20 protein-coding genes are annotated in these 20,343 nt (G+C 37.1%); 6 read left to right on the top strand and 14 right to left on the bottom strand.

The features are described 5' to 3' along the window. Nucleotides 1-4 precede the first annotated feature (4 nt). Entirely contained in the window at nt 5-931 is a 927-nt protein-coding gene (locus tag LB450_RS02860) for a DUF6427 family protein (RefSeq protein WP_224486348.1), read from the bottom strand. A 46-nt stretch (nt 932-977) separates the two neighbouring features. Here LB450_RS02860 and LB450_RS02865 point away from each other — a divergent pair, with 46 nt between their 5' ends. Beyond that, nucleotides 978-1,226: a DUF6341 family protein gene (locus tag LB450_RS02865; protein ID WP_224486349.1), complete on the top strand. Its 249-nt coding sequence runs from the start codon at nt 978-980 to the stop codon at nt 1,224-1,226. On the opposite strand, the gene purD is transcribed toward LB450_RS02865, so the two are convergent. Beyond that, nucleotides 1,218-2,501: a phosphoribosylamine--glycine ligase gene (gene purD / locus LB450_RS02870; protein WP_224486350.1), complete on the bottom strand. Its 1,284-nt coding sequence runs from the start codon at nt 2,499-2,501 to the stop codon at nt 1,218-1,220. The genes LB450_RS02865 and purD overlap by 9 nt on opposite strands. A gap of 75 nt (nt 2,502-2,576) precedes the next feature. Here purD and LB450_RS02875 point away from each other — a divergent pair, with 75 nt between their 5' ends. Then, nucleotides 2,577-3,890, top strand: coding sequence for a phenylacetate--CoA ligase family protein (locus tag LB450_RS02875; RefSeq protein WP_224486351.1), 1,314 nt, complete (start codon nt 2,577-2,579; stop codon nt 3,888-3,890). Between the two features lie 63 nt (nt 3,891-3,953). Then, nucleotides 3,954-4,583, top strand: a complete 630-nt coding sequence (gene pdeM / locus LB450_RS02880; protein WP_224486352.1) for a ligase-associated DNA damage response endonuclease PdeM — start codon at nt 3,954-3,956, stop codon at nt 4,581-4,583. 2 nt (nt 4,584-4,585) lie between these two features. Here the strand turns inward: pdeM and LB450_RS02885 are convergent, their stop codons facing one another. From LB450_RS02885 to LB450_RS02895, 3 genes are all read right to left on the bottom strand, one after another. Further along, nucleotides 4,586-5,239, bottom strand: a complete 654-nt coding sequence (locus LB450_RS02885) for an HD domain-containing protein (RefSeq protein WP_224486353.1) — start codon at nt 5,237-5,239, stop codon at nt 4,586-4,588. Between the two features lie 5 nt (nt 5,240-5,244). After that, on the bottom strand, nt 5,245-5,982 hold the full coding sequence (locus tag LB450_RS02890; RefSeq protein ID WP_224486354.1) for a lysophospholipid acyltransferase family protein: 738 nt from the start codon (nt 5,980-5,982) through the stop codon (nt 5,245-5,247). A gap of 133 nt (nt 5,983-6,115) precedes the next feature. Then, nucleotides 6,116-6,526: a BrxA/BrxB family bacilliredoxin gene (locus LB450_RS02895; protein ID WP_224486355.1), complete on the bottom strand. Its 411-nt coding sequence runs from the start codon at nt 6,524-6,526 to the stop codon at nt 6,116-6,118. Between the two features lie 148 nt (nt 6,527-6,674). On the opposite strand from LB450_RS02895, the gene LB450_RS02900 reads away from it, so the two are divergent. Next, nucleotides 6,675-7,451: a TerB family tellurite resistance protein gene (locus tag LB450_RS02900; RefSeq protein WP_224486356.1), complete on the top strand. Its 777-nt coding sequence runs from the start codon at nt 6,675-6,677 to the stop codon at nt 7,449-7,451. Here LB450_RS02900 and recO read toward each other — a convergent pair whose 3' ends face one another. The 3 genes from recO to gdhA all read right to left on the bottom strand — a co-directional run bounded on the left by recO (nt 7,452) and on the right by gdhA (nt 11,935). Next, nucleotides 7,452-8,171 carry a DNA repair protein RecO gene (gene recO / locus LB450_RS02905; RefSeq protein ID WP_224486357.1) on the bottom strand — a complete coding sequence of 240 codons (720 nt, stop codon included), beginning with the start codon at nt 8,169-8,171 and terminating at the stop codon, nt 7,452-7,454. Next, a complete protein-coding gene (porZ, locus tag LB450_RS02910; RefSeq protein ID WP_224486358.1) occupies nt 8,171-10,462 on the bottom strand; it encodes a type IX secretion system anionic LPS delivery protein PorZ in 2,292 nt (763 codons plus the stop codon). Before porZ ends, recO begins: the two co-directional genes overlap by 1 nt. A 123-nt stretch (nt 10,463-10,585) precedes the next feature. After that, a complete protein-coding gene (gene gdhA / locus LB450_RS02915) occupies nt 10,586-11,935 on the bottom strand; it encodes an NADP-specific glutamate dehydrogenase (RefSeq protein ID WP_224486359.1) in 1,350 nt (449 codons plus the stop codon). A 184-nt stretch (nt 11,936-12,119) separates the two neighbouring features. Between gdhA and LB450_RS02920 the strand changes: the two genes are divergently transcribed. Beyond that, a complete protein-coding gene (locus tag LB450_RS02920) occupies nt 12,120-12,920 on the top strand; it encodes a THC0290_0291 family protein (RefSeq protein WP_224486360.1) in 801 nt (266 codons plus the stop codon). Between the two features lie 37 nt (nt 12,921-12,957). Here the strand turns inward: LB450_RS02920 and LB450_RS02925 are convergent, their stop codons facing one another. Further along, on the bottom strand, nt 12,958-14,100 hold the full coding sequence (locus LB450_RS02925) for a cystathionine gamma-synthase (RefSeq protein WP_224486361.1): 1,143 nt from the start codon (nt 14,098-14,100) through the stop codon (nt 12,958-12,960). Nucleotides 14,101-14,239: 139 nt separating this feature from the next. On the opposite strand from LB450_RS02925, the gene hemF reads away from it, so the two are divergent. Further along, a complete protein-coding gene (gene hemF / locus LB450_RS02930; protein ID WP_224486362.1) occupies nt 14,240-15,142 on the top strand; it encodes an oxygen-dependent coproporphyrinogen oxidase in 903 nt (300 codons plus the stop codon). Between the two features lie 62 nt (nt 15,143-15,204). Here the strand turns inward: hemF and accC are convergent, their stop codons facing one another. The 5 genes from accC to LB450_RS02955 form a co-directional block, all read right to left on the bottom strand. Further along, nucleotides 15,205-16,566: an acetyl-CoA carboxylase biotin carboxylase subunit gene (accC, locus tag LB450_RS02935; protein ID WP_224486363.1), complete on the bottom strand. Its 1,362-nt coding sequence runs from the start codon at nt 16,564-16,566 to the stop codon at nt 15,205-15,207. Nucleotides 16,567-16,611: 45 nt separating this feature from the next. Then, complete coding sequence (accB, locus tag LB450_RS02940) at nt 16,612-17,106, bottom strand: acetyl-CoA carboxylase biotin carboxyl carrier protein (protein ID WP_224486364.1); 495 nt, start codon at nt 17,104-17,106, stop codon at nt 16,612-16,614. Nucleotides 17,107-17,409: 303 nt separating this feature from the next. Then, a complete protein-coding gene (gene amaB / locus LB450_RS02945; RefSeq protein ID WP_224486365.1) occupies nt 17,410-18,963 on the bottom strand; it encodes an L-piperidine-6-carboxylate dehydrogenase in 1,554 nt (517 codons plus the stop codon). Between the two features lie 54 nt (nt 18,964-19,017). Next, nucleotides 19,018-19,551: a 3-hydroxyanthranilate 3,4-dioxygenase gene (locus LB450_RS02950; protein ID WP_224486366.1), complete on the bottom strand. Its 534-nt coding sequence runs from the start codon at nt 19,549-19,551 to the stop codon at nt 19,018-19,020. Between the two features lie 342 nt (nt 19,552-19,893). Then, on the bottom strand, nt 19,894-20,334 hold the full coding sequence (locus LB450_RS02955) for a putative polyvalent protein kinase domain-containing protein (protein WP_224486630.1): 441 nt from the start codon (nt 20,332-20,334) through the stop codon (nt 19,894-19,896). Nucleotides 20,335-20,343: the final 9 nt, after the last annotated feature.

Here is a 20,343-nt window from a genome sequence, read left to right on the forward strand (position 1 = left end):
CTTTTCAATATAAAGCTGAAAATACAATTCCAGATAAAAAAATAAGGTAGAAAACTTCTTTCGTCCATTTTTTTGTGGACTTCAACTGAAAATAATTCCCTACTAATATTGAAAGCGGCCAAATAAGATAAATGGCGTCCATAGATAAAGGTGCACTATTGATTATAATTACTGAAATTGAAATCAGCATAAAAAATATAACCAGACTTAAACTCTCAGTTACATGTAATTTTGCACGATTGTAAATGATAGGCAATTGAAAAATGATCCAAACCAAAATTAGTAATAACAGTCCCAGTAAATTGCCATATTTAAAGCTGTCAAAAAAGGAGTCTATACCCGTAAACTCTGGTAAATAGTCATAAAAATTAATCCATTTATTTTCAAAAATTAAAAAATAACTAAGGTGAATAACGAAACCTACCGCAAGCCCGACAAAAGGAATAATAAAGTGTCTGTAGTTTTGAGAAGCATACATAATAACACCAAAATAAATCACCACTAGAAACAGCCAGTGAAAAGGTTCTAAGATTATTGAAATAGAAAGCAATACACTAGAATCAAAAATCTTCTGTTTGAAGTTAGTATTGGTTTTTAGGCTGAGAATTCTTCTAAAAGCAAGAAGCAAAAAGAAATAGCTTATAATAAATTCTGAAGATCTTAATACCTCTGGAAATGCAATGATCAAAAGTGCAAAACTCGACACAGCATAGGTATGTTGTTTGTGAATTTTATTTCGTTTTACTATAAAATTAAGCAGAAATAAAATCAGAAGAAAAACGATTAAAACACCGATTTTTTTTATTAAAAATGAGACATTGAAATTTATCGTAGTTGATAAAAAATTTTCAATAAAAAAGGCCACAGCAAATAAAATGCTCAGAATGGCAAAAGCAATGGGTTTTGAATGACTAAAAAGTCTTGTTAACATGGTCTAATTTATTACTTTTGCAAAGTAAATATAATATATCAGAGACATGAAGGATTTTTTTGAAGGTATTGCTAGTTTATTTGAAGATGTTTTGTTTTTACCCTTAGATGCTCTTAGAGAACTACAAGATGATTCATGGTTAGCTGCCAACGGTTTGAACTTTGTTTTTGTACTCATTGCCTTCGTTGCGTTTTTTTACTGGATGAAACAGTTAAAAACCTTTGATGAAAGCGGTGAAGAAGATAAAAGCGTGAAAGCACATCCATTTTTAGGAAAAAATGCAGATTTAGACTAAGTCTTTTCCCAGGTCTTTTCTATAGTACATCCCTTTAAAATTTATGTGATTCACATTTTCATAAGCTTTTTCCAAAGCCCTTTGAAAGGTATCCCCAAAAGCAGTTACAGCAATGACACGACCTCCGTTTGTTAAAACCTGGTCGTTTTCTTTTTTGGTGCCAGCATGACAAACAAAGACCTTTTCGTCTTCCTCAGTTTTATCTAAACCAGAAACAACTTTCCCCTTTTCGTAAGTCCCAGGATAACCACCAGAAACAAGCATAACTGTAGCCGCATGTTGTGCATCAATCTCAAGTTGAACTTCCTGTATTTTACCTTCAGTTGTTTTGGATAAGACGTCCAGCAAGTCATTTTTGATTCTCGGAATGACAACTTCGGTTTCCGGGTCACCCATTCTGACGTTATATTCTACCACAAACGGTTCGTCGCCAACTTTCATCAAACCTATAAACAAAAAGCCTGTAAAGTCGATATCTTCCTTGTAAAGCCCGTCAATACTTGGTTTGATGATCTTTTCATCTACTTTTCTCATGAAGGCTTCATCTGCAAAAGGCACTGGAGAGATAGCACCCATACCCCCAGTATTCAGGCCTGTATCGGCCTCGCCAATACGTTTGTAATCCTTGGCGTTGGGAAGTGTTATGTAATTCTTTCCATCTGTCAGTACGAAAACACTAAGTTCAATTCCGTTTAAAAATTCTTCTATGACAACTTTTTCTGAAGCTATTCCAAACTTGCTGTTGGTTAACATATTTTCAAGTTCGTCCTGTGCTTCTTTTAAATGTGTTAAAATCAAAACGCCTTTTCCGCCTGCAAGCCCGTCTGCTTTGAGTACATAAGGGGGATGCATTGTTTTTAAAAATTCCTTTCCGGCTTCCAGTGTTTTTTCACTGAAACTTTGATAAGCTGCAGTTGGAACCTGGTGTGATTTCATAAACTCCTTAGCACGTTCTTTACTACCTTCCAGTAAGGCTCCGCGTTTGGAAGGACCGACGATTTTTAAGTCTGAAAATTCTTCTCTCTCATCAAAATAATCCTTGATGCCTTCCACAAGAGGGGCTTCCGGACCAACAATTAACATTTGAATTTCATGCGTTTTGATGCTCTTGGCAACCTCTTCAAAATTGAGAATATCCAGCTTCAGGTTAGTAGCACATGATGAGGTACCCGCATTTCCTGGGGCTACAAATAAAGTATTGCAACCTGGACTTTTGGAAATCTGATGTGCTATGGTATGTTCACGTCCGCCACTTCCAAGTATCAATACATTCATGAGATTTTGTTCTAATGTTAGGCATCAAAAGTAAATGTTTGTAAATTGCTTTTCTAATGAAAACCTAGAAATTCTGTGAACCGGTTCAAAAAAATTTTAAGTTTAAAGGGGTTTCCAATACAAAAGGCTCAAAAAGACCTTGAATCTATTCTTAGCATCTCTGATGCTGATTTTCAAAATTATAATGAAAATAGGCGAGATCAGATTCTTAACTTCCACGTGAAGAATAATTCTAACTATTCTAGTTTTATAAAAAAGACCCATTATAATTCCTGGAATGAAATTCCTATAATGACAAAGGCGGATTTACAAAAGCCTCTTGTGGACCGCCTAAGCAAGGGCTACAAGCTTCCAAAGGTTTTCGTCAATAAAACGTCAGGCTCCAGCGGACATCCTTTTATCCTTGCCAAGGATAAATATGCTCATGCACTGACCTGGGCTCATACGATTTGGTTGTATAAACAACACGGAATCGATATGAATTTTTCCTACGAAGCCCGTTTTTATGGTATTCCCAGAGATTTTGTAGGTCATCAAAAAGAACGCTTCAAAGACATTTTAGCCAACAGGCACCGCTTTGATATTTTTGATTTATCTGAAACTAATCTGCATAAGTTTTTGAATTTATTTCAGGAAAAACCTTTTGATTACATCAATGGATACACAAGTTCTATCGTTCTTTTTGCCAAGTTTCTGAAAGAACAGCAGGTTGTTTTAAAATCGATTTGTCCAACCCTAAAATTGTGTATTGCGACTAGCGAAATGCTTTTTGACGAAGACAGAGCGCTTCTCGAAAGTCAGTTTGGTGTTGCGGTTGTGAATGAATATGGTGCCAGTGAATTAGGGATTATTGCTTTTGAAAATCCGAAAGGCGATTGGCAGCTCAACAACCAAACGATTTATGTTGAAGTGGTGGATCAGGATGGTTATGCATTGCCCAATGGACAAGAAGGGGATATTGTCATTACATCCCTGTATAATAAAGCACATCCGTTTATACGCTATCAAATTGGCGACAGGGGTGTGATCGATGAAAAGTCAACCCCTCAAAATCAAATTCTAAAATCGCTCACAGGGAGAACCAATGAGTTTGCGATTTTACCAAGCGGTAAAAAAGTACCTGCTTTAAGTTTTTACTATGTCACCAAGTCTGTCATTGAAGATGCAGGACTGGTGAAAGAAATCAAAATCGTACAGGAAGAGCTATCTAAATTCGTCATTTACTACAAAGCTGAAAGTGAACTGAATCAAGATCAAAAGCAATCTATCCATAAGGCTGTTGACACCTATTTAGAAAAAGGTCTGTTGCTAATTTTTGAAAGAAAAGAAGAGTTGGAACGCTCAGAAAGCGGAAAACTAAAACAGTTCACTTCCAAACTGGAGAGTTGAGGCCAACGGCTACAATTTCCATTATTTAGCAGTTTTAATTTCAGAATATAAACACAATAATTTTTGCAACTTAATTACGGACGTCACGATTTTATAATGCACCCGAGTGGGTGCCTGTATTGGCCATCCCAAAACTCAGTTTTAATTGCTGATGTACATTTTGGAAAGATAGATCATTTTAGAAAAAATGGGAGTGCTTTACCAGCTCAGGTTGGGTTGGAAAACTTCCGTAAACTGAATCAAATCCTTGATGAATTTGAGCCGGATAAGCTGATATTTCTAGGAGATCTATTCCATTCTACCCAAAATAAAGACTGGGAAAGATTTACAGCCTGGGTGAAATTACAAAAAGTGAAAATGACACTCATCATCGGTAATCACGATATCATTCCGCAGTACTGTTTTGAAGATCTTGGAATTGAAGTGCTGCCGCAACTCACTTACGAGGCTTTGTTTTTGACTCATCATCCCTTGGAAAAAGAGGGCTTTTTTAATATTTGTGGGCATTTGCATCCTGGCTACAGGTTGAGAGGAGAAGGACGACAACAATTGAAACTGTCTTGTTTTTACAGGAAAAAGCAGCAACTTATTTTACCAGCTTTCGGGACGTTTACGGGTCATTTTCTGATAGAGCCAGAAGAGGATGAAGATGTGTTTGTCCTGTCTGAAGACTTGGTGCTTTCCATCAGGTAAACTCAAAGCTCACCTTCCCACTCTTTGTAAAACTGGTCTAAGAATGTTTCCATGAACTCATGGCGCTTGGTGGCAATCTCTTTAGCGGTCTCTGTATTCATTTTGTCTTTCAGAAGCAGTAGTTTTTCATAAAAATGATTGATAGTGGGAGACCTGGATTTCTTGTATTCTTTTTTGCTTTGGTTCGGATTTGCAGGTATCTCCGGATCGTAAAGGGGGTTGTTTTTGAAACCGCCAAAGTTGAAGGTTCGCGCAATTCCTATAGCACCTATGGCATCCAGTCGGTCTGCATCCTGAACGATATCCAACTCAATCGAATGAAAATCTGAAGACTTATGACCGCCTTTGTAGGATATATTTTCGATGATGCTCACCACATGATTGATCACTTCCGGATCTACGGCTTGCGTTTCTAAAAAGGCTTTTGCTTTTTGCGGGCCTATCTCTTCATTGCCTTTGTGAAACTTGGAGTCGGCAATGTCGTGAAGTAAACTGGCTAGTTCTACTATAAATGTATCAGCAGTTTCTTTGGATAAAATATGCCTGGCATTGTTATAAACTCTTAAAATATGGAACCAGTCGTGTCCACCTTCTGCATCTTTAAGGGTTTCCTGGACAAAGATTTTAGTGTTTGAAATGATTTCTGGTTGCGTCATAAGCTTTACTCCAATTGAACGTTTTCTGTAATAATCTTCTCGATAAGTTGAATCAATTCTGGAATTTCAAAATCTTTCACTTGCAGGGGTTGTAAGACTTCGAGCTTTAAAAAAGCGCCTACGCCTAAAGGGAACATCCCGTATCGCTGAAGTTTCCAGGAGTTGTTAATGCAAACAGGGACAACAACGGCATCTGGACAGGCTTCAAATAAAGTTTTGAGTCCATTGAAAGCAAATTGTTTTGGAACCCCTGTTTTGCTTCGTGTTCCCTCAGGAAAAATAACGGCAGCTCGTTTGGTTTCAGAAATGTAATGGCCTAGTTTTTTGATCTGACCAAGAGCTTGTCCAGCGTTTTTCCTATCGATTAACACAGAACCTCCATGCCTTAAATTATAAGAGATACTAGGAATGCCTTTTGCCAGTTCTTTTTTACTGATGAATTTGGGATGTAACTGCCTCATGTACCAGATAATTGGGGGAATATCGAACATGCTTTGGTGATTGGAAACAATGATATGGGGGCGGTTTTTTTCAAATGAAAAAGAGTTCTTGAATTGAAACCTGGTCCCTACAAGGTTTAGGCAGCGCAACAGGAAAAAGTTAAAAACGTCAACACTTTTTTTGTGGGCCTGATAACCGAAAAGATTGAACGAAATCCATTGTAAAACATGAAAAATAAGAAGTGTTAATCCAAAAAAGAGATAAAAAATAACAGAAAGCGGATATGAAATAATTTTCTTCATGTGGTGGATTTCTTGAAAGTAATTTACACGTCAAAATTACATTTTACTGCTTATTTTTAAGCTGCATCTGAAGTTTTCAATTAAAAAAAGCCGCTTTTTATTTAAAAAGCGGCTTTTTCGATGTTTTTAATTTTTAGCAATGCTCGTTATAAGCATCCATAAGGTTATCTGCAATCATTTCTGCAGGTCTGCCTTCGATGTGATGTCTTTCCAGCATGTGAACCAATTCTCCATCCTTGAAAAGGGCCATAGAGGGCGAACTTGGAGGGAAAGGTATCATTTTGGCTCTTGCTTCATCGGTAGCTTCTTTATCTACTCCTGCGAAAACAGTGACCAGATGATCTGGTGTCTTGGCATTCTGAAGTGATTTTATAGCTCCTGGTCTTGCGTTTGCAGCTGCACAGCCACAAACTGAATTGACGACTACCAATGTTGTTCCTTCCTTAGCCAAAGCAACATCAACATCAGCTTTGCTTCTTAACTCATCGAAACCTACAGCGGTTAATTCCTGCTGCATTGGTTTTACTAATTCTGGTGGATACATATATCTTGATTTTTATTTAAACTGAATTTAAATACAAATGTATAAAATTGTCTTTTATCTCGTTAGTTCTTAACACAATGATTTTAATTCTGTTGTCTATTGTTCAATCTTCTTAAAAAAGCTTCAGATTTCTGAATTATACCATGTGATGCTTATATATTTGCATTCAAAATTATTTGATTTGAAGTGGATTGGTGCCATTCTTGGCTTTTATGTTAGAGGTTTTGTAGGAGCTGTAATAGGATTTATAATTGGTTCTATTTTAGATAGGATTTTTAGAAGTTCTTCGTCCACTACTGGCGGAGGATTTGGGAAAATTTTCCAGGAACAAGGTGGGCAGGTTTCGCCTGGAGATTTTGAACTCAATCTCCTTTCTTTGTCCTCTTTGGTCATTAAAGCCGATGGCAAAGTAAGTCAGCAGGAGATGGATTTCGTGAGAATGTACTTTGTACAGGCCTATGGTAAAGAAAGAGCCAACGCAACCTTTAGAACATTCAACGATGTTATTAAAAACCGTGAAATTTCGGTAGATAAAATATGCAACTATCTAAGGCCTAGAGTACGCTATGAAGTCAGGCTTCAAATTCTACATTTCCTTTTTAATATTTCGAATGCAGATGGTCATGTTTCAGAAGCAGAACTCAGAGTTTTATTAGAGATATCTCAAAATCTTCAGTTGGCAAATTCAGATTTTGAAAGCATTAAAGCGATGTTCTTTAAATCTGCGGATAATGCCTATAAAATTCTAGAAATTGAGAAGTCTGCAAGCGATTCTGAAGTTAAAAAAGCGTACAGATCCATGGCCAAAAAATTTCATCCCGATAAACTTCAGCATATGGATGAAGCCTATCAAAAAGGGGCTCAGGAAAAATTTAATAAAGTTCAGGAAGCCTATGAGCAAATTCAGAAGGAAAGGGGACTATAGCTAAAAAATTTGCTGAAGGATTTCAAGAGATTTAGGTTTTCTAAAGCCCTGTAGGTGTAACTCATAATATAACATCATAAAGTCCAGAAAGCTTTTTCTTCGGTCCTGATTGAGTTTGATTTGGTTGGCTTCGCTGTATTCCGAATAGTTCATCAGCTCCTTTAGCAATTCTGAATTTGCATTATTAAACGAATAGGAGTTGTATTCTTTAAGCTGGAAAATGCCATTAAGCATATCGAAATAAGGAAAAGCTATACTATGACTATCAGGATAAAAACCAAGGAACTGAGTTAGTTTTACGACAAAATGCAGGTGAAAGTTTTTAATAGATTCAGCTTCGTCCAGATACACAAAACTCTCTTCTAGAAATTTAAATAAAGCTTCATTTTTTTCTTCCTCCTGAATGCAGCTTTTCAAAACCTCAGCCAGAAACATCACCATTGTAGATTTATAAACATTGGATTGCAAGCTTTGGTAAGGGTGAAAAACTCTAACTTCTTTTAAATACTGAAGGCTTTTATTGTCTTTATGAAAAGTTTCAATTTCTAACAGAGAGAGCTGCTGAAACATAGACATTCTTAATTTTCCTCTTTTGGATTTGCGAATGCCTTTCAGAATATAAGACACCAGACCCTTTTCTTCAGTAAAGCATTTGGCGATGAGGTTTGCTTCTCCATACTTTATGCTGGAAATGACAACGGCTTTTGTTTTGATTTGCATCAGCGTATGATCATTAATTTACCCACTTTATTTTCAATTTGATCTTCTCCTGTGACAATAATTAAGTAGACTCCAGAGGCGACTTTGTGCTTTCCAAAAGCTCTGGTATCCCATTGCAAAGTGCCACCATCTGCAAAATCTTCAAATACTAAATTACCTGTAACATCCGTAATCTTTACGTTTGCACCATCAGTAAGCCCATCTATGGTCACAAGCCCGTTATAGTGAGGCCTTACAGGATTTGGGAAAGCTCTTAAATTTTCAAGAGTTTCATTGCCTGAAGTTATAAGACTAGAGTAGGAAAGCAAACCATTAGTTGTTCCCAAAAACACCTCCCCTGTAACTTGATTTACAGCAATGGTTTTCACGCTGTTGGTGGGTAGGGGAGAGTTATCCTTATTGAAAATATTGAGAATTTCTCTTCCATTTGGAGAGACTTGGAACACACCGGAATCTGCTGTAGCAATCCATTTGTTATTGGCTCCATCTGTCGCTATATCTGTAATAAACTGCTCAAATAGGAGTTCCTGAGGCAGACCATCGATATCTCCTATGATGATAGGAGACACGTTTACTCCAGCATTTTCATCGAGAATAGAGTTTGGATTGGGCATCACTCTTAAACCTGCTTCTGTACCTATCCATAGACGAGAATCCTGATCTATTTCTAAAGCTGTAATATTGGGGTTTACATTAAACGTATCTGGAAAATCTACCCCCTGAACATTACTCGTTATGAGACCTGACTGGTTGTTGGTAGTATTAAAAACTACAATCCCGTCTTTTAAGGTGGCAATAAAAAGAACACCGCTTTGGTTTATAACCAATTTACCTGTATTGGTTTCAGTAGGGGTGAGGAATCCATCTTCAGCCTCAAATTTTTGTATGTTTCCACTAGGGGTTAATCTTTTCACAGGGGTGGGAGAATTCGAATCAACGAAATAGAGATTATTCTCACTGTCAAACGCACTGGAAGCAATTCTGTTATTATCTGGAAAGCCGTCAACGCCCTCTATATTGCTATTTGAATTATCGTAACTATTGATAAGTTCATTATTTTCAATTTCAAGAAGTCCATCAAAATAACTATTCACAAATATATGCTCAGGATTTTGAGGGTCTATTGTAACTTCAGATAATTCTGCAGCATTTCCAAGATTCTCTACCTGGATATTAACCCAGCTTTGAGGAGTCATACGGCTCAAGCCTCTATAGTTTAACGGATAGGGATTCAGGAATTGACTATATTCTCCGAAGGTTATCCAAAGATCTGTGGGTGTAGCATTCAGGCTAAATATTCTATTCAATAAAGGCCCCTTCGGGCTTAGTTCTGAATAGGTTTCGAGTTCTCTCGAATTAAAATTCAATAAACCTAAACGGGTATGTCCCAAAAAATACTGGCCATTGCTTGCCACGGAGGTGTTAATATCAAACTCTGCTTCCTGAACTTGATTGATAAACGCCTGAAGATTCAGTTCTGAATTGTAAGCCAAAACTCGGTTGGAAGCAGTAATGACGAGTTGATCACCACTTACATTGAATCCTGACACCTCAGAATCAATAGCATTAAAAACTGAAGCTGAACCGTTTTCTAATTCATAAATACTGTTGTTATTTCTTAAGCCAAATATTCTATCAGAAAACGAAAGAACACCTTTCCAGTTTCCGGGATATTCAGTTTGCCAGTTCTGAAAATCAATAAGATTCGGGTTATCAATTGCTGCCGTTTTTATCCCTTGTATTGTGGTAGCAGCGTAAATCTTTCCTTCAGCAATTGTGATTTGGTTGATTTGTATTTGTTCACCATTGTTACCGATAAAGAAAGATTCTTCAAACTCTAAGCTCTCTAAGTTATATTTAGCTATACCGAAATCTGTAGAGATGTAAAGAACACCTTCAAACTCAAAAAAATTATTGATTTGTTTATCATTTGGAGAAATTGAAACCTTGTCTCTTATATCAACTACTGTAAATATATTCTGATTGTTATCCATCACTATTTGCAGAAGCCCGTTTTTATATCCTATACAAGTTAACCCGTAAGCTTCTGAGTGATAAATTTTTGAGATTTGTTCTCCAGACAGACCCTGAATAGAGGTGACGGTTTCAACAGTTTGAGAAGGAATATCATAAACAAAATAAACGTTTTCTGCTGCTGCATATATTTTGTTTTTGCTTTCATATAAATCTGTGATGTTGTAATATGAATAATAACTTTCCCAGCGCTCAGAAAAGTTTTGAGCTAAAAGAAAGCAGGGGAAAAGTAAAATCAAAAGCGAAAAATTTTTCATGTACATCATCTGTTTTCTTAAAACTATATTTGGGTCGAATTTATTGTAAAAAATAGGCTTAAACCTAAAAAAGCCAGTTGAATATGATTACAACTGGCTTTTTGGAAATTTTATAGAGATAATTTATACTGCACCCTGAGCAATCATAGCGTCTGCTACTTTTACAAAACCTGCGATATTGGCTCCCTTTACATAATCCACATGACCGCTTTTATCTTTTCCATAAGTGACACATGCTTCATGAATATCATTCATGATTTGTTTTAATTTACTATCAACTTCTTCTGATGTCCAGTTATATCTCATCGAGTTTTGAGACATTTCAAGTCCTGAAACACTCACACCTCCTGCGTTAGATGCTTTTCCTGGAGCAAAAATTACGCCTTTCTTATGGAAGTACTCAACAGCTTCTGGAGTACATGGCATGTTAGCACCTTCAGCTACAAATCTGACTTTCTTGTTAACCAGCTTATAGGCATCGTCTTCATTCAATTCGTTTTGGGTAGCACATGGCAGAGCAATGTCTATAGGTGTACCAACATCCCATGGTTTTTTACCTTCAAAATATTCAACATGTTCAAATTTGTCTGCCATTTCATGGATTCTACCACGTCTTTCGTTTTTTAGTTCCTGTAAGAAATCAAATTCTTTTGAATGGAAACCGTTTTGACTATAGACAAATCCTGAAGAATCTGATAAAGTTACTACAACAGCACCAAGATGTATGGCTTTTTGGAAAGCATACTGTGCAACATTTCCTGAGCCAGAAATAGCCACTTTTTTACCGCTAAAATCCTCATTGTTGCGTTCAAGCATATCTTTAGTAAAATACACTACGCCATAACCTGTCGCTTCCGGACGAATAAGAGACCCTCCAAAAGACGGCCCTTTTCCTGTCAAAATGCCTGTAAATTCATTTTGAATTCGCTTGTATTGACCAAAGAGATAACCAATTTCACGACCACCAACTCCAATGTCTCCAGCGGGCACATCTTTATCGTTTCCTATATGTCGGTACAACTCAGTCATAAAGCTTTGGCAGAATCGCATCACTTCATTATCAGACTTACCTTTAGGATCAAAGTCTGAACCTCCTTTGCCGCCACCCATTGGAAGGGTAGTCAAACTGTTTTTGAAAACTTGCTCAAAGGCTAAAAACTTCAAAATACTTAAGTTTACAGAAGGGTGAAACCTTAACCCGCCTTTATAGGGCCCGATTGCTGAATTCATTTGAACTCGGTATCCTCTATTTACCTGTATTTCGCCATTGTCATCTACCCAGGTCACTCTAAACATAACCACACGCTCTGGCTCTACCATACGCTCCAATAACTTATGGTTTTTATACTTCGGATTTTCTTCCATGAAAGGAATGATAGTTTCTGCTACTTCATCAACTGCTTGTAAAAATTCAGGCTGATTTGGATTCTTTTCTGAAACTGTATCTAAAAATTTTTTTATCTCTTCACTCATTTTATTATTCTTATTTATTGGTTATTTTTTTATTGGTTCCGCAAAGATATAATTTCGATTTTAGAGATACCTTAAAAATTGATTAATATTTGCTTGAGTCCTAATTGCTTACAGCCTCATATTTCAAGATTATAAGCTGGTTTATTTTTTTGTTTTTCTATATTTGTCCAATTAATTCCTTTTCATGAAGTTCAAGCATTATATCGTCATTGCTTTCTTATGTTTTACAGTACTAGGGATTAAAACGGAAGCTCTCGCTCAAATCACTCACGAAATTTCGGTAATGGCTGGACCAGTTTCCTTTAGGGGTGACTATGGGTTACGATATGATGTCGAATCCAATCTAAAAAATTCAGGACTTGGTGTTGGAGTGAATCATTATTTGTATTTTGGATGTGGAAATTGCTATTCAAACAAACCACTTTTAGGACCGTATTTCAATGAGCATTTTACCGTCAGAACTACTATATCCTATCATTCCACTAATAAAAATCACTACGGTGTTTGGGCAGAAAAAAATAGTCAGGGAGGTTTGCAACTGCGATCCATGTTTGGCAATGCGAGTGTTCTTGAGGCTGGGACAGGCCTAGAGTATTATTTGATGAGGATTATTGAGTTTGATAGAAGATCGCGTGCTTTGACACCCTATGCTGGTGTAGGTTTCAACTTTGTATATTATTCACCACTTGCCGATACTACTCTAGAGGGGGGCCTTGGTTTACCAGGCACTACTTTCCCCACATTTCTTGCAGGACCTGGAGAAGAGCCTGCGTTTACAAATAATCCAAATGTCACAACGTCTATAAATCTTCATGTTGGCTTAAAATATAATTATTCACGGAAGTCTGATCTTTTTGTTGAGTTCAGATGGCATCGTTATTTTTCAGATTTTGTCGACGGGCTTAGACCCATTGGTCCCCAGAATAAATATGATGACTGGATGTTCTGGCTGGCTGTTGGTTATATCTTTAATCTGGAGTGGTAGCCTGATATTTTTAAATGCTACAGATAGGCATTTAGTCTTAGCCTAATGCTTGTTTCAAGTCCCCAAGCAAATCTTCCTCATCTTCAATACCTACACTTAATCGGATTAAAGAATCTATGACTCCAGTTTTTTCACGCTCTTTTTTAGGAACACTCGCATGAGTCATACTCGCTGGATGTCCAGCCAGGGATTCAACTCCTCCAAGGGATTCTGCTAGGGTAAAGACCTTCAATTTCTCCACAAATTTTATAGCCTCTTCATAAGAATTGCCTTTGGTTGTGAACGACACCATTCCTCCAAAATCTTTCATTTGCTTTTTAGCGACTTCATGATTTGGATGACTTTCAAGACCGGGCCAGAACACGTTCTCAACTTTAGGATGATTCTGTAAATATTCTGCTACCGCTTTTCCGTTTTCAGAGTGGCGTTGCATCCTTAGATGAAGGGTTTTGATACCCCTTAACACCAAAAAACTATCCATAGGTCCAGGAATTGCTCCACTGGCATTTTGAATAAAATATAACTGCTCCGCTAGCTTATCCTTGTTCACCACTACAGATCCTAAGACAACATCGCTATGCCCGCCAAGGTATTTGGTTGCACTGTGCATAACTATATCCGCTCCCAAATCCAGAGGCTGTTGTAGATAAGCTGTTGCAAATGTATTATCGACTGCAAGAAGAAGACTGTGTTTTTTAGCTACTTTGGAAACAGCTTCAATATCGATGACATTCATTATTGGGTTGGTAGGAGTTTCAACCCATATTAATTTTGTTTTATCATTGATATAGGACTCAATAGTTTCAACAGTCTGCATTCCTATAAAGTGAAATTTAATCCCAAAATCCTTATAAATCCCGTTGAATAATCTGTAAGTACCACCATAAAGATCATTGGTAGAAATCACCTCGTCACCAGACTTTAATGTTTTGAGTATAGCATCTATTGCTGCAAGCCCGGAACCAAAAGCCAGTCCATGCTTTCCGTTTTCTATAGAAGCAAGAGATTTTTCGAGTGCAGATCTTGTAGGATTACCGCTTCTGGAATATTCAAAACCTTTATGACTCCCTGGTGTAGTTTGAGTATAAGTAGTTGTTTGATAGATTGGAGTCATTACCGATCCATAAGCTGGATCTATATTGTGCTGACCGCCATGTATAGCCTTAGTATTGAATTTCATAAGAAAATGTTTAGAACTAAAGTACGATGTTGTTTCATCTATTCATCATCAGAGTTTTTAGTTTATCCTATTCTTAACAAAATCAATAACTGAAGCTTTTAAAAAGCCTTATTTTTACATTTATATTGATAGTATTATTATGAGAGACAAATTTTATAAATATATAGAGCAACTTCAAGATACAATCACTGATAAACTTGAATCTATTGACGAAACAGCCTCTTTTTCCCAGGATCTCTGGGAAAGAAAAGAGGGAGGGGGAGGCAGAACCAGAGTTATAGAAAATGGTTCTGTCTTTGAGAAAGGGGGTGTTAATATTTCAGCTGTTCATGGTGATTTACCTGAAGCCATGCAGAACTATTTCAATGTGCAAGATTGTGATTTTTTTGCCTGTGGAATAAGTCTGGTTTTACACCCTAAAAATCCGATGGTTCCAACCGTGCATGCGAATTTCAGATATTTCGAAATGTATAACAGACTGGGAAAAATCATTGACCAGTGGTTTGGAGGAGGACAAGACCTTACGCCCTATTATCTTTTTGAAGAAGATGCCAAACATTTCCACACTGTTTCTAAAGAAGCGTGTGACCCTTTTGGGGAAAATCTATATTCTGATTACAAGGCAAACTGTGATCGTTACTTTTGGAACTCACATCGAGAAGAAGCCAGAGGTTTAGGAGGGCTGTTTTTCGATTATTTAAAGCCTACCTCTGAAAGAAGTCTGGAAGATATTTATGATTTTGTGACACATGTTGGTGACAGCTTTTTAGAGGCTTATGTGCCAATAGTTGAAAAACGAAAAAATTTAGATTACTCTCAAGAGCAACGAAACTGGCAGGAAATAAGACGCGGTCGTTATGTTGAATTCAACCTTGTTCATGACAAGGGAACCTTATTTGGTTTAAAAACGAATGGTAGAATTGAAAGCATACTTATGAGCCTTCCTCCACACGTTCAGTGGCAATATAATTACCATCCAGATACAGACTCAGAAGAAGAGAAACTGGTGAATGCATTACGAAAACCTAAAGACTGGGTATAAATTAAAACGGCTGGTTTTGAAAAAAACCAGCCGTTTTAATATTAGATTTCAATTTTAATGATTTACTCATCATCTTCATCTTCTACTTCCTGAAGAACGAAGTCTTCCATGAATTTTGTGGTATAATTACCTTCCACATAATCCGGATGATCCATCAATTGTAAATGAAATGGTATTGTAGTTTTGACACCCTCTACGACAAATTCACTTAAAGCTCGTTTCATTTTGCTAATAGCCTCCGGTCTGGTTCGAGCAGTTGTTATAAGTTTAGCGATCATTGAATCGTAGTTAGGTGGGATAATATATCCGCTATAAACATGAGTATCTACCCTTACTCCATGACCTCCTGGTAAATGTAGAGTTTCGATTCTCCCTGGGGAGGGTCTGAAATTATGAAAAGGATCTTCAGCATTAATCCTACATTCTATTGAATGTAATTTTGGATAGTAGTTTTTTCCAGAAATTGGAACCCCAGCAGCTACCAAGATTTGCTCTCTTATCAAGTCATGGTCTACTACTTCATCTGTAATAGGATGCTCAACTTGTATCCGGGTATTCATCTCCATGAAATAAAAGTCTCTATGCTTATCTACCAAAAATTCAATAGTACCGGCGCCTTCATATTTGATAAACTCTGCAGCCTTTACAGCGGCATTACCCATTTTTTCACGAAGTTCATCGGTCATAAATGGGGATGGAGTCTCTTCGGTAAGTTTTTGGTGTCTTCTTTGTACAGAGCAGTCCCTTTCAGACAAATGGCAAGCTTTGCCTGTTTGGTCTCCAACGATTTGTATTTCGATATGGCGAGGCTCTTCTATGAGCTTTTCCATATACATGTCGTTATTACCAAATCCAGCTTTGGCTTCTTGTCTTGCAGATTCCCAGGCAGCTTCAAGTTTATCTTCGCTTTTTACGGCGCGCATACCTTTTCCACCACCACCAGCTGTAGCTTTTAGCATAACAGGGTACCCGATTTCTTTGGCTACTTTCTTACAGTCCTGGAAGTCTTTCAGAATCCCTTCAGATCCTGGAACACAGGGAACACCTGCAGCCTTCATTGTAGCTTTGGCACTCGCTTTATCTCCCATTTTACTTATCATTTCAGGGCTGGCTCCAATAAACTTGATATCGTGTTCTTCACAAATTTTTGAAAACGCAGCATTTTCAGATAAAAATCCATACCCAGGATGAATAGCATCTGCGTTGGTGATTTCTGCTGCCGAAATGATATTAGGTATTTTAAGATAGGATTCACTGCTTTGTGGAGGCCCTATGCAAACAGCTTCATCTGCAAATCTTACGTGTAAGCTTTCTTTATCTGCTGTAGAGTAAACAGCAACCGTCTTAATGCCCATTTCTTTACAGGTACGAATAATTCGTAAGGCAATTTCTCCACGATTGGCAATGAGTATTTTTTTAAACATGAACGTTTGTTTTGGTTAAAGAAAAATCTAAAACATCTGACTTCCTTAAGAAGGGTCTACTAAGAAAAGAGGTTGATCATACTCTACTGGTGAGGAATCGTCCACTAAGACTTTTACTATTTTTCCAGAAACTTCACTTTCAATTTCATTGAAAAGTTTCATGGCCTCAATAGTACAAAGTACATCACCTTCTTTTATTTCACTACCCACTTCAACATAGGTTTCCTTGTCTGGAGAAGGTTTTCTATAAAAAGTTCCAATAATTGGAGATTTTATAGTGACGTATTTGTCATTATCATTTGCCTTCGGAGCAGGACTCTCTTCAGAAGCCGGGGCTTGAGGCTGTTGCTGATTCTGAACTGGAGCTTGTTGCATTTGTTGCTGAGGCATGTTCATTGGAATTTGCTGAACATAAGTCTTGCCATCGTCTTCACTACCAGTTTTGATGGTGATTTTAACATCGTCCATTTCAAGCTTTACTTCGCTTGCACCAGACTTTGCAACAAATTTAATCAAATTTTGAATTTCCTTTAAATCCATAGTTTTTAGTTTTTAAGGGTGAAGAATTATAAGCCCATTTCAAATACATGGAGCTCTTTGAGAAGCAACCACCAAATTGTAAATATAATATTATCTCCCTTTTTATTTATTTTTCGTAATCACTAAATATAATGATGCAAATTAAGTGGTTTTTTCATTGCCAACAAAAAACTACACCAACATTTAATTAACAGCTATATAACTGTGTAAGCTTTTTTGAAGTCTTGATTGAATTGTTCTTCAGTTTAAACTTAAAATCCCTTTAAAGTCGAAAATAAATTGACTTTAAAGGGATTCTGTAATTTATAAATCGAATTTTATCCCTTGAGCAAGAGGAAGATCTTTGGTGTAATTGATGGTGTTGGTTTGTCGTCTCATATAGACTTTCCAAGCATCAGAGCCAGATTCTCTTCCTCCTCCGGTGTCTTTTTCTCCTCCAAAAGCACCACCAATTTCCGCTCCAGAAGTACCGATGTTCACGTTGGCAATACCACAATCCGATCCTTCTACAGATAAGAATTTTTCAGCTTCTCTAAGATTATTGGTCATAATCGCAGAAGATAAACCTTGTACCACTCCATTTTGAAGATCGAGGGCATTATCTACTTCACCAGAATATTTCATAATATATAGGACAGGAGCAAACGTTTCATGCTGAACAATATCAAACTGATTTTCTGCCTCAGCAATAGCTGGTTTTACATAGCAGCCACTTTCATAGCCTTTTCCTTCTAATACGCCACCTTCAACTAAAATCTTACCCCCTTCTTTTTTTACTTCCTCCAAGGCATGTAGGTAATTTTTAACCGCATCTTTATCGATGAGAGGACCTACGTGATTGTTTTCGTCTAATGGATTTCCAATGCGGATTTGCTGATAAGCATCAACAATGGCATTTTTTACCTTATCGTAGATAGATTCATGTATGATGATTCTTCTGGTTGAGGTACAACGTTGTCCACACGTTCCAACAGCTCCAAAGACAGCTCCAATCACCGTGTTTTTGATATCCGCATCTGGAGTTACGATGATGGCGTTGTTACCTCCAAGTTCCAATAGAGATTTGCCAAGACGTTTGGCAACTTCCTGAGCTACAATACGTCCCATTCTTATGGAGCCTGTTGCAGAAATTAAAGGCACACGCTTATCCTGGGTCATGTATTCGCCAACTTTATAATCTCCTGTGATGAGGGATGAAATACCATCAGGAACATCATTTTCTTTAAAAACCCGTGCCGCTATTTTTTGGCAGGCCACAGAGGTTAGTGGTGTTTTTTCAGATCCTTTCCAAATGCAGGCATCGCCACAAACCCATGCCAGAGCCGTATTCCAGGACCATACGGCTACTGGAAAATTGAAGGCTGAAATAATTCCAACCACACCCAAAGGATGCCATTGTTCATACATGCGGTGTCCCGGACGCTCGGAGTGCATAGTTAATCCATGCAATTGTCTGGAAAGACCTACTGCAAAATCGCAGATGTCTATCATTTCCTGAACTTCTCCAAGTCCTTCCTGGTAAGATTTTCCCATTTCATAGGACACCAGTTTACCAAGCGGTGCTTTGAGTCTTCTTAACTCATCGTTGAACTGACGAACAACTTCGCCTCTGGCAGGAGCTGGCCAGGTTCTCCATTCTTTAAAGCCTTTGTGAGCCGTGCTCGCCACTTTCTCGTAATCGTCCTTAGTGGTAGCTTGCACTTTACCAATCAAAGCGCCATCTACCGGCGAGTAGGATTCTATAAACTCTCCGCTTGAGAAAAAGTCTTCTCCAACAGAGGTTCCTTTATTTTCGGTTTGAATGTCGAGTTGCTTTAAAGCATCGTCGATTCCAAATTCTTTAGAAATATCACTCATTGTTTTAATGTTTTAATTTGAAACGAATTTATAAAAATTAAACTAGTTAAAAGCTTAAGCGGTAAATCGTTCGTCTACCGGCATCACTTCACCACACTTATCGCAGGTTCTTAATTCTTTATCAGAATAAAACTCTTCAAAGTGCTTTAGAAAATCCTTTTCAATATCATGGAGAGGAAAATAAACTTCATGCAACTTATGATTGCAATTGTCGCAATACCACAGCAACCCGTCCTTTACATCGAGATGACTCCTTTTACGCTCTATTACAAGTCCTATAGAACCTTCTTTTCTCACTGGAGAATGTGGAACTTTTGCGGGATGCAGGTACATGTCACCAGGCCCCAAAGTCATGGTTTTCTTTTTGCCATCTTCCTGAATGTGAACTTCGATTTCACCTTCCAGCTGGTAAAATAATTCTTCGGTTTCGTTATAGTGATAATCTTTGCGAGCGTTGGGTCCACCTACAATCATGACAATATAATCGCCTGCATCTTTGTAGAGGTTTTTATTACCAACTGGTGGCTTTAGTAAATCTCGATTTTCTGTTATCCACTGATTTAGATTGAAGGGTTTTTGAATTGCCATAAATTTTGATTTTAGTTTTAAATCAGATTTCGATTAATCTTGTTTCAGTTAGTTAGGTACTTAGCTTAGTGTTTTCCGTTTCTTTGTCTTCCTAAGTGAAACGCTGGCAGGTTAATGCTTATTAGCTCACCACGTAGTCAAAAAGAACACAGAGTTTTATATGTACTTCATATTATTTTTGTCAGCATAACAATTGAAAAGTTTTTAAGAGCAGAACTCATTACTTTTATTGATAAAAACCATGGTTAAAAGTACTAAAAAGCTTAAAATATATACTTCAGCTTAAGTTTTGATTAGCATTAGTTATTCCAGCTTGAGAATTTATTATAACTGAAATTCTCATTATTTTTTGAAAACAACAGGATTTATATAAAAAACTGTATCTATAAAGTAAAGAATACCATTTTGGGTTAAAACATTTTCATCGTGTAAATCCTCTAAAATGACTCCTAATTCAGGATTGTAATAATCGTGATTTTTGGTATTTTCATAACCGTTGTTTATTAAAAAGGATTTTACTTCAGAAAGCTTAGTTAACTTGTCTGAATTGATGTAACGTTGTTTAACTACTGCAAAAAGGGTATTCTCATTTTTGTAAAAACCTAATAACTGATAGGCTGTATCTGAAAAAAAATAATTGTGTAGCAACAAATTAATAAAGTAATCCTCCCAAGAGGCATAATAAATGGCATCATTGAGCTTAATTACATATTGGTTATCATTTATATATACCTTTTGCTCAGCACCTTCAGATATAAACTTTTCTTCATCAATGTAATCGATGAATAAATT

It is taken from the genome of Psychroflexus curvus (assembly GCF_020164585.1).
Classification (GTDB): Bacteria; Bacteroidota; Bacteroidia; order Flavobacteriales; family Flavobacteriaceae; genus Psychroflexus; species Psychroflexus curvus.

What these genes read in the sequence shown, in the direction of transcription:
- LB450_RS02860 (WP_224486348.1), bottom strand. Translation starts at nt 931, where the DNA reads ATGTTAACAAGACTTTTTAGTCATTCAAAACCCATTGCTTTTGCCATT.
- LB450_RS02865 (WP_224486349.1), top strand. Translation starts at nt 978, where the DNA reads ATGAAGGATTTTTTTGAAGGTATTGCTAGTTTATTTGAAGATGTTTTG.
- purD (WP_224486350.1), bottom strand. Translation starts at nt 2,501, where the DNA reads ATGAATGTATTGATACTTGGAAGTGGCGGACGTGAACATACCATAGCA.
- LB450_RS02885 (WP_224486353.1), bottom strand. Translation starts at nt 5,239, where the DNA reads ATGACGCAACCAGAAATCATTTCAAACACTAAAATCTTTGTCCAGGAA.
- LB450_RS02890 (WP_224486354.1), bottom strand. Translation starts at nt 5,982, where the DNA reads ATGAAGAAAATTATTTCATATCCGCTTTCTGTTATTTTTTATCTCTTT.
- LB450_RS02895 (WP_224486355.1), bottom strand. Translation starts at nt 6,526, where the DNA reads ATGTATCCACCAGAATTAGTAAAACCAATGCAGCAGGAATTAACCGCT.
- LB450_RS02900 (WP_224486356.1), top strand. Translation starts at nt 6,675, where the DNA reads ATGCTTATATATTTGCATTCAAAATTATTTGATTTGAAGTGGATTGGT.
- recO (WP_224486357.1), bottom strand. Translation starts at nt 8,171, where the DNA reads ATGCAAATCAAAACAAAAGCCGTTGTCATTTCCAGCATAAAGTATGGA.
- porZ (WP_224486358.1), bottom strand. Translation starts at nt 10,462, where the DNA reads ATGAAAAATTTTTCGCTTTTGATTTTACTTTTCCCCTGCTTTCTTTTA.
- gdhA (WP_224486359.1), bottom strand. Translation starts at nt 11,935, where the DNA reads ATGAGTGAAGAGATAAAAAAATTTTTAGATACAGTTTCAGAAAAGAAT.
- LB450_RS02920 (WP_224486360.1), top strand. Translation starts at nt 12,120, where the DNA reads ATGAAGTTCAAGCATTATATCGTCATTGCTTTCTTATGTTTTACAGTA.
- LB450_RS02925 (WP_224486361.1), bottom strand. Translation starts at nt 14,100, where the DNA reads ATGAAATTCAATACTAAGGCTATACATGGCGGTCAGCACAATATAGAT.
- hemF (WP_224486362.1), top strand. Translation starts at nt 14,240, where the DNA reads ATGAGAGACAAATTTTATAAATATATAGAGCAACTTCAAGATACAATC.
- accC (WP_224486363.1), bottom strand. Translation starts at nt 16,566, where the DNA reads ATGTTTAAAAAAATACTCATTGCCAATCGTGGAGAAATTGCCTTACGA.
- accB (WP_224486364.1), bottom strand. Translation starts at nt 17,106, where the DNA reads ATGGATTTAAAGGAAATTCAAAATTTGATTAAATTTGTTGCAAAGTCT.
- amaB (WP_224486365.1), bottom strand. Translation starts at nt 18,963, where the DNA reads ATGAGTGATATTTCTAAAGAATTTGGAATCGACGATGCTTTAAAGCAA.
- LB450_RS02950 (WP_224486366.1), bottom strand. Translation starts at nt 19,551, where the DNA reads ATGGCAATTCAAAAACCCTTCAATCTAAATCAGTGGATAACAGAAAAT.